Origin of the sequence: Neobacillus drentensis, from assembly GCF_036965245.1 — a bacterium.
Taxonomy (GTDB): domain Bacteria; phylum Bacillota; class Bacilli; order Bacillales; family Cytobacillaceae; genus Neobacillus; species Neobacillus drentensis_G.
Map to the genome: position 1 here is coordinate 94,706 of NZ_JBALPG010000021.1, position 8,356 is coordinate 103,061.

At 38.2% G+C, this 8,356-nt stretch carries 6 protein-coding genes and 1 pseudogene; all 7 read left to right on the forward strand.

The features are described from left to right. The first annotated feature begins 8 nt into the window (after positions 1 to 8). On the forward strand, positions 9 to 911 hold the full coding sequence (sucD, locus tag V7150_RS05985; RefSeq protein WP_335514847.1) for a succinate--CoA ligase subunit alpha: 903 nt from the start codon (positions 9 to 11) through the stop codon (positions 909 to 911). 80 nt (positions 912 to 991) lie between these two features. Next, on the forward strand, positions 992 to 1,891 hold the full coding sequence (gene dprA, locus V7150_RS05990) for a DNA-processing protein DprA (RefSeq protein WP_335514850.1): 900 nt from the start codon (positions 992 to 994) through the stop codon (positions 1,889 to 1,891). Positions 1,892 to 2,222: 331 nt separating this feature from the next. Next, on the forward strand, positions 2,223 to 4,301 hold the full coding sequence (gene topA / locus V7150_RS05995; RefSeq protein ID WP_335514853.1) for a type I DNA topoisomerase: 2,079 nt from the start codon (positions 2,223 to 2,225) through the stop codon (positions 4,299 to 4,301). 182 nt (positions 4,302 to 4,483) lie between these two features. Further along, positions 4,484 to 5,791, forward strand: coding sequence for an FADH(2)-oxidizing methylenetetrahydrofolate--tRNA-(uracil(54)-C(5))-methyltransferase TrmFO (gene trmFO / locus V7150_RS06000; RefSeq protein ID WP_335514856.1), 1,308 nt, complete (start codon positions 4,484 to 4,486; stop codon positions 5,789 to 5,791). 284 nt (positions 5,792 to 6,075) lie between these two features. Then, complete coding sequence (hslV, locus tag V7150_RS06005) at positions 6,076 to 6,618, forward strand: ATP-dependent protease subunit HslV (RefSeq protein ID WP_149869589.1); 543 nt, start codon at positions 6,076 to 6,078, stop codon at positions 6,616 to 6,618. Between the two features lie 20 nt (positions 6,619 to 6,638). Then, positions 6,639 to 8,042 carry an HslU--HslV peptidase ATPase subunit gene (hslU, locus tag V7150_RS06010; RefSeq protein ID WP_283922632.1) on the forward strand — a complete coding sequence of 468 codons (1,404 nt, stop codon included), beginning with the start codon at positions 6,639 to 6,641 and terminating at the stop codon, positions 8,040 to 8,042. Between the two features lie 125 nt (positions 8,043 to 8,167). Continuing rightward, positions 8,168 to 8,356: pseudogene (locus V7150_RS06015) on the forward strand (GTP-sensing pleiotropic transcriptional regulator CodY); the annotation flags it as partial.

Consider the following 8,356-nt stretch of genomic DNA (forward strand, 5'->3'; position numbering starts at 1 on the left):
GAATTAACGTGAGCGTTTTTATTAATAAAGATACAAAGGTTATTGTTCAAGGGATAACAGGCGGAACAGCCCGTTTTCATACAAAACAAATGCTTGAATATGGCACCAAAATTGTTGGTGGTACCTCTCCTGGGAAAAAAGGTCAGGAAGTTGAAGGTGTACCAGTTTTCAATACGGTAAAGGAAGCCGTTGAAGCAACTGGTGCAAATGCATCTGTTATTTATGTCCCGGCACCATTTGCAGCAGATTCTATTATCGAAGCTGTTGATGCGGAATTAGATCTTGTTATTTGTATTACAGAGCATATTCCTGTATTAGATATGGTGAAAGTAAAACGTTACATGGAAGGCAAAAAGACCCGCCTTGTAGGTCCAAACTGTCCTGGTGTTATTACTGCTGATGAATGTAAAATTGGTATTATGCCAGGCTACATCCATACAAAAGGACATGTTGGGGTAGTTTCCCGCTCTGGAACATTAACATATGAAGCTGTACACCAACTAACACAAGCAGGACTTGGTCAAACAACTGCAGTTGGTATTGGCGGTGACCCAGTTAATGGTACTAACTTCATTGATGTTCTAAAGGCTTTTAATGAAGATCCTGAAACATACGCAGTGATTATGATTGGGGAAATTGGCGGTACTGCTGAAGAAGAAGCAGCTGAATGGGTTAAAGCAAACATGACAAAACCTGTTGTTGGTTTTATCGGCGGACGTACAGCACCTCCAGGAAAACGTATGGGCCACGCTGGTGCCATTATCTCTGGCGGAAAGGGTACTGCAGACGAAAAAATCCGTATCATGAATGAATGCGGCATTAAAGTAGCGGATACCCCATCTGTAATGGGTGAAACACTAATTGAAGTTTTGAAAGAGCAAGGTCTATATGAAAAGTGTAAGACTCACTAATATACACATCATGATGGTTACAGATAGTCCCTCATAGTTGAGGGGCTATTTCTCGTACTATAAAAAAAGGAGAATGAATAATGGATGACTTTAAAGAAAAACTGATTCATTTGCTTCATTACCCAAATATCACATGGAATACTGTGTATCAAATCCTAAAAAAGGATCCAACACTTCAGTCCTTGTACCGGACCCAACCCCAATCACCTCATCAGATTTCCTTATTTCCACAAGTAAACCACGATGATGCTTTGGATAAATCTTCTATCATTCCTCTACATCCTGACCTTATTCACGAACAAATCCGTCAATACGAAACCAATGATATTACTGTGATTACTATTTTCGATAATGAATATCCAAAGTACTTAAAAGAAATCTACCAGCCGCCATGGGCTTTATTTGTGAAGGGTGATTTATCGCTTCTTGAAAAAGAGCCGAAACTTGCAGTTGTTGGCTCTCGTCAAGCTACTCAATACGGAAGAAATGCGATTAGGTTAATTTTTCCTGAGTTAATAGATAATGGTGTTCTCATTGTGAGCGGTTTAGCAAAGGGAATAGATACCCTGGCACATGAAAATGCGATAAAAAATGGCGGTAAAACAATCGCTGTTATTGCAGGCGGTTTATATCATATCTACCCAAAAGAAAATATGAATCTTGCACTTGAATTAATGAAAACACAGCTTGTCGTATCCGAATATCCCCCAGATACCAAGCCGCTTAGATGGCATTTTCCCGCACGAAATCGAATCATTAGCGGTTTAGCGGCCGGAACGTTTATTATAGAAGCAAAGCGAAAAAGCGGTTCGCTCATCACGGCCAATTATGCCGTCAATGAAGGACGTGATGTATTTTCGTTACCTGGAAGTATTTTTAATCCATTTTCCATCGGAGCAAATGATTTAATTCAGCAAGGGGCAAAGCTTGTTACAAGGGCTGAGGATATTTTGGAAGAAATAAGATTAAACTCTATGTAAAATTAAAAACCTAGAATAAAAATTGTTATTTTTGCAGGTTTTTTCGATTAAATGGAGAAATTAGCTAAAAAAGGTTGCAAAAATTTCTATTATGTTATACATTTTCCAACAGATGTTCGAAAAAAAGAATATATCAAAAATGAATAAATACTATTGTAATAAACATATAATTAAAATTTTTGGGATAAGGCAGTTTTGTAAAGTATTTTCTCCAGTTAAAATTGTTAAAACTGGAATTTAGGAAAACTTCTCAAATGGTAAGCATCTTAGAAATAGGCTTTTGCCGCATTCGAGGCGCTTTCACACTTTCCCTCTTAAGGAGGATATTTGAATGGCAGAATTTCTTGTAATCGTTGAATCGCCAGCAAAAGCGAAAACAATTGAACGATACTTAGGAAATAAATATAAAGTAAAAGCTTCGATGGGGCATGTTCGTGATTTGCCACGGAGTCAGATGGGTGTATATAAAGAAAATAACTTTGAACCAAAATATATTACAATCCGCGGGAAAGGCCCTGTTTTAAAGGAATTAAAAACAGCGGCCAAAAAGGCAAAAAAAGTTTATCTCGCGGCCGACCCGGATCGTGAAGGGGAAGCAATTGCCTGGCATTTAGCGCACAGTTTAGATGTTGACATTAACTCAGATTGCCGTGTTGTATTTAATGAAATCACAAAGGATGCAATAAAAGAATCATTCAAGCATCCTCGTCCAATTAATATGGATCTTGTTGATGCTCAGCAGGCACGCAGGATTTTAGACCGGCTTGTAGGCTATAATATCAGCCCGATTCTTTGGAAGAAGGTGAAAAAAGGCTTAAGCGCAGGACGTGTTCAATCCGTTGCAGCTCGTTTGATTATTGATAGGGAAAAAGAGATAAAAGCGTTTACACCTGAAGAATATTGGACGATTGAAGGCGAATTTTTAAAGGGAAAAGATCAATTCAGTGGCAATTTCTATTCTTTGGTTGGCCATGATAAAAAAGAGCTTAAGTCAGAACAAGACGTTCAGGCTATTTTAGGGCAATTGACAGAAGATAAGTTCAAAGTGATTTCTGTGACGAAAAAAGAGCGTCGTAGAAACCCTGCGCTGCCTTTTATCACATCCTCCTTACAGCAGGAAGCAGCCAGAAAGCTGAACTTCCGGGCTAAAAAAACGATGATGCTTGCACAGCAGTTATACGAAGGAATTGAACTTGGAAAAGAAGGAACAATTGGTCTCATTACGTATATGAGAACTGATTCCACTCGAATTTCAGAAGTTGCGCAGGCAGAGGCCGCTAACTATATAAAAGCGGAATATGGTGAAAACTTTTTAAAGAATGAACAAAGAAAAGAAAAAAAGCAAACGAATGCACAGGATGCCCATGAAGGAATTCGTCCTACAAGTCCATTAAGAGATCCTAGCAGCTTAAAAGAATTTCTTTCACGTGATCAGCTCCGTCTATACAAATTAATTTGGGAGCGTTTTTTAGCAAGTCAAATGGCACAGGCAATTATGGATACGATGAGTGTGGATTTGCAGAATGGAAATGTACTGTTCCGTGCTACCGGCTCTAAAATAAAGTTTCCAGGCTTTATGAAGCTATATGTTGAAGGGTCAGATGACCAAGTAGATGGACCTGAAAAAATGCTTCCAGATCTCAAAGAAGGAGATGAAGTGTTTAAAAAGGATATTGATCAAAAGCAGCACTTCACACAGCCTCCACCACGATACACAGAAGCAAGACTTGTCAAAACACTGGAGGAGCTTGGAATTGGTCGCCCTTCTACATATGCACCTACCTTGGATACAATTCAAAAACGGGGCTATGTTGCGCTTGATAATAAACGATTTGTACCCACCGAGCTGGGTGAAATTGTCCATGAGTTGATTCTTGAATTTTTCCCTGACATTATTGACGTGGAGTTCACAGTAAAAATGGAACAAGGGTTGGATAATATCGAAGACGGAAAAGTACCATGGGTTCAAATTATTGATGAATTTTACCAAGATTTTGAAACGCATGTAGAAAAGGCTGAAAAAGAAATGCAGTCAGTAGAAATTAAAGATGAGCCAGCTGGTGAGGATTGTGAAAACTGTGGAAACCCAATGGTTTTTAAAATGGGCAGATACGGAAAATTCATGGCTTGTAGTAATTTCCCGGATTGTCGGAATACCAAGCCGATTGTAAAAGAAATCGGTGTAACTTGTCCTTCATGTAAGGAAGGACAGATTATTGAGCGAAAGAGTAAGAAAAAAAGATTGTTTTACGGCTGTACTCGATATCCAGAGTGTGAATTCATTTCTTGGGATAAACCGTTACCGAGAGCCTGCCCTAAATGTGAAGGCTTGCTAGTCGAAAAGAAATTAAAAAAAGGCATTCAAGTTCAATGTGTTACTTGTGATTACAAGGAAGAACCGCAAAGTTAAGAGTGGGAAAGTTCCACTCTTTTTATTTTTGTAAATAAATAAGTAATTAAAACTTTTTTCTTTTTCATACGTATAGTACAATGCAAGATGGACTTAATTGTGGGAAAGCTATATTTATAATGCTTTTTTAACCAAAATGGTATTGAACCCAAGTTCCAGGAAGAATTTCAGGAGGTTCCAAAATGAAAGACATAACAATAAATGTAGTTGGTGCTGGTTTAGCAGGAAGTGAAGCAGCATGGCAGATTGCTAAACGTGGCATAAAAGTACGTCTTTATGAGATGCGCCCAGTAAAGCAAACTCCAGCACACCATACAGATAAATTTGCAGAATTGGTATGCAGTAATTCATTGCGGGCAAATACGTTAACAAATGCTGTTGGGGTATTAAAAGAAGAAATGAGAAAGCTTGATTCTGTGATTATCGCGGCGGCTGATGCCTGTTCCGTTCCAGCAGGTGGAGCTTTGGCGGTTGATCGGCATGAATTTGCCGCCAAAGTAACTGAGATGGTCAAAAATCATAAAAATGTTACGGTTGTAAATGAAGAGGTCACCAAAATTCCTGATGGGCCAACCGTTATTGCTACAGGACCGCTAACCAGCCCAGATCTCTCAGCACAGCTTAAAAACTTAACCGGGGAAGATTATCTATATTTTTATGATGCAGCGGCACCAATTCTAGAAAAAGAAAGCATCAACATGGAAAAAGTTTATTTGAAGTCCCGCTATGATAAAGGAGAAGCTGCCTATTTAAATTGTCCGATGTCAGAGGAAGAGTTTAATCGTTTTTATGAAGCACTCATTTCCGCTGAGACGGTACCATTGAAGGAATTTGAAAAAGAGGTCTTTTTTGAAGGCTGTATGCCAATTGAAGTAATGGCGGCAAGAGGAAAGAAAACGATGCTTTTTGGACCGTTAAAACCGGTTGGTTTAGAGGATCCGAAAACAGGAAAAAGACCATTTGCAGTTGTGCAGCTTCGTCAAGATGATGCAGCTGGGACCCTGTTTAATATTGTCGGTTTTCAGACACATTTAAAGTGGGGAGCTCAAAAGGAAGTTATTCAGTTGATTCCTGGTCTTGAAAATGCAGAAATCATTCGATATGGTGTGATGCACCGTAATACCTTTATTAATTCACCGAAGGTACTTAAGGCCACATATCAATTCCAAAATCGTGAAGATTTATTTTTTGCCGGTCAAATGACTGGTGTTGAGGGATATGTAGAATCAGCTGCAAGTGGTTTAATGGCTGGAATCAATGCAGCACGATTAGTTAAAGGAATGGATACAGTAGAGTTTCCGTCGGAAACAGCTATTGGCAGTATGGCACGTTATATTACTACAGCAAATCCGGATAACTTTCAGCCGATGAATGCTAATTTTGGATTGTTTCCTGAGCTGCCAGTTAAAATTAAAGGAAAGCAGGAAAGGAATTTACAGCATGCAAATCGAGCGTTAGAAACAATTCAGAACTTTGTGAAAGTTTTGTAAAATTTATTGCAAGGACAATGGAAGTATGTTACGATTTAGTAGCCCTTGTCAATGAATAGTATGATAAATGTGAATGTTTTATTAAATTTATGTATCTTCTGTTTACAAATTAAGAGGAATTACGCAAAATATACAATTGAACATTGTCAACTTGATTTCATTGATTTCGTTTTATCCAAATCTATAACAAGTAATTGATGAAGAACCAGATTCTACTTGATCCAATTATTTACATACCATTTGTGTTTATAAACGGAAATTACTCCAGAAGGAGGAAGATTTGTGTGAATCAATTTCATGCAACAACAATATTTGCAATTCATCATAATGGCGAGTGTTCTATGTCTGGTGATGGCCAAGTAACATTTGGTAATGCAGTAGTGATGAAGCACACTGCAAAAAAGGTAAGAAAGATATTTAATGGTAAAGTATTGGCTGGTTTTGCCGGTTCTGTTGCTGATGCATTTACTCTTTTTGAACTGTTTGAAGGGAAATTAGAGGAGTATAATGGGAATCTCCAAAGAGCAGCTGTTGAGCTTGCAAAAGAATGGAGAAACGATAAAATGCTCCGCAAGTTGGAAGCGATGTTAATTGTAATGAATCGTGAAAGTTTGCTTCTTGTTTCCGGTACTGGGGAAGTCATTGAACCCGATGATGGGATTCTCGCGATTGGCTCTGGTGGGAATTACGCATTGGCAGCAGGTCGTTCACTGAAGAAATATTCCGGGGAACACCTATCTGCGAAAGAAATCGCGAAAGCTTCTTTAGAAATAGCTGCGGAAATATGTGTATACACGAACCACAACATTATCGTTGAAGAGCTATAACGGGAAGGAGACTGAAAAATATGGGTAGAACAACCAATTTAACCCCCCGCCAAATTGTCGAAAGACTTGATCAATATATTATTGGACAAAAGGATGCAAAGAAAGCGGTCGCTGTTGCCTTAAGGAACCGTTACAGAAGGGGTTTATTGAATGACAAACTCCGGGAAGAAATTATTCCTAAAAATATTTTGATGATAGGACCGACCGGGGTTGGTAAAACGGAAATTGCCAGAAGGATTGCAAAGCTTGTTGGTGCACCGTTTATTAAGGTTGAGGCGACTAAATTTACAGAAGTAGGCTATGTTGGCCGTGATGTTGAATCAATGGTTAGAGATTTAGCCGAAACCTCTGTTCGATTAGTGAAAGAGGACCGGATGCAAAGTGTAAAGGAGCGGGCCGAGGAAAATGCAAATGGAAGGCTTGTAGATTTACTTGTTCCATCTGCAAAAAAATCGACGAACTATAAAAACCCACTCGAAATGTTGTTTGGAGGAGGAAATTCTAATGCTGAACCTGAGACGCAGCAGGAAGATTACTCTATTCAAGAAAAACGAAAGATTATTAAAGAGAAACTTGCTCTTGGTCAGTTAGAGGATGAAATTGTTACCGTAGAGGTTGAGGAGCAAACGCCTTCTATGTTTGATATGCTCCAAGGTTCTGGTATTGAACAAATGGGTATGAACATGCAGGATGCTCTGAGCAGCTTTATGCCGAAAAAGCGGAAGAAAAGAAAATTAACCGTTCATGAAGCAAGGAAAGTGTTAACAAATGAAGAAGCTGCAAAACTGATTGACATGGATGAAGTTACATCAGAAGCCGTTTATCGCGCGGAACAAAATGGGATTATCTTTATTGATGAAATCGATAAAATTGCAAGCAAGAATTCTGGAGGCTCTTCAGCAGATGTTTCGAGAGAAGGTGTTCAAAGGGATATTTTACCGGTTGTTGAAGGTTCGACAGTAGTTACGAAATATGGTTCGATTAAAACCGATCATATTTTATTTATCGCTGCTGGGGCGTTTCATATGGCTAAACCATCTGATTTAATACCTGAACTTCAAGGCCGATTCCCGATTCGGGTGGAACTAACGAAATTGACTGTGGAAGACTTTTTCAGAATCTTAATCGAGCCGGATAATGCTTTAATAAAGCAATATCAAGCATTATTGGAAACAGAAGGTATACAAATTGAATTTTCTGACGATGCTATTCGTAGAATTGCTGAAATAGCATTCGAAGTAAATCAAAATACAGACAATATTGGTGCCAGACGACTCCATACGATATTAGAAAAGCTTTTAGAGGACTTATCTTTTGAAGCACCGGATATTTCAATGGAGAAAATCACGATTACACCGCAGTATGTCGATGATAAACTTGGTGCTATATCAAAAAATAAAGATTTATCCCAGTTTATTCTTTAGGAACAGTTGTTTAATCTTAAATTTTTTGGAAACATCGTTCCTTAAATGACCTAATACGTCGAAAATGATTGTAATAGCTTTTTAAATTTAATAATGTTTGTAGTTAATTAGGAGGAAGAAACACGATGGATTTACTTACAAAAACAAGAAAAATTAATGTATTATTGCAAAAAGCTGCAGGAAAGCCAGTAAACTTCAAAGAAATGTCAGAAACATTAAGTGAAACAATTGAAGCAAATGTTTACATTGTCAGCCGCCGCGGAAAACTTCTAGGTTTTTCAATTTATCAACAAATTGAAAACGAAAGAATGAAA